Raw genomic sequence first — 279 nt, 5'->3', positions numbered from 1 at the left:
CGGCGCTGTGTGAGCGTACAAACAGCACCGTGCTGCCGCCAATCACCATGGTCCACACCAGCACAGCGGTGACAAACGGGAGAACCGAGTGCGTCTGCGCCGGGGGCTCCGGCATGGCGCGCTCACCGGGCAGCATCCGCAGAAGGGTGCTGTCCTTGTCGATCACATGGTGTTTCAGCGCGCCGGCCACATGGGCGAGGATCGACGCCCCCAGCAGCAGCATGGCATAATAATGTATGCTGGCGAACATCTCCGACAGCAGCTCGGATTTCGGCACCA

General features: G+C 63.1%; 1 protein-coding gene. It reads right to left on the bottom strand.

Annotated features, from left to right (window positions below; genetic code table 11):
• A partial coding sequence (locus R2R70_RS19840; RefSeq protein ID WP_410978875.1) for a cytochrome b occupies window positions 1-279 on the bottom strand: 279 nt, incomplete at both ends.

This window comes from Cobetia sp. SIMBA_158, assembly GCF_046566945.1.
GTDB classification, from domain to species: domain Bacteria; phylum Pseudomonadota; class Gammaproteobacteria; order Pseudomonadales; family Halomonadaceae; genus Cobetia; species Cobetia amphilecti.
The sequence above is the reverse complement of the archived record's forward strand: the minus strand, read 5'-3'. Positions and strand labels throughout refer to the sequence as shown.